Raw genomic sequence first — 235 nt, 5'->3', positions numbered from 1 at the left:
GCTTGCCACCGCCCGTGCCGGAAAAAGAGCCGGACGAGCTGCCGATCAAGCCAACCATGCCGCCGACGGTGGGCGACCCGCCGAGCCAGGAGCCACCGGTGAAGGCTAAAGGATAGACAAGGTTTTTATGCAGCATTGGCTGGTCTGTGGGCGGGTAAATCTGCCGAGAGGCCAGCCAAGCCAACGCATCAACCTGCAGATAGCGCCGAAATCTCCGCCACGCTGATCTCCCGCA

General features: G+C 62.1%; 1 protein-coding gene. It reads right to left on the bottom strand.

Features of this window, described 5'->3' with window-relative positions:
- On the bottom strand, positions 1 to 184 hold a 184-nt coding region (locus tag AC6UDB_RS07280; protein WP_500709599.1), incomplete at its 3' end, for a hypothetical protein.
- Between the last annotated feature and the right edge of the window lie 51 nt (positions 185 to 235).

It is taken from the genome of Fructilactobacillus sp. X3R2C1 (assembly GCF_059901235.1).
The sequence above is the reverse complement of the archived record's forward strand: the minus strand, read 5'-3'. Positions and strand labels throughout refer to the sequence as shown.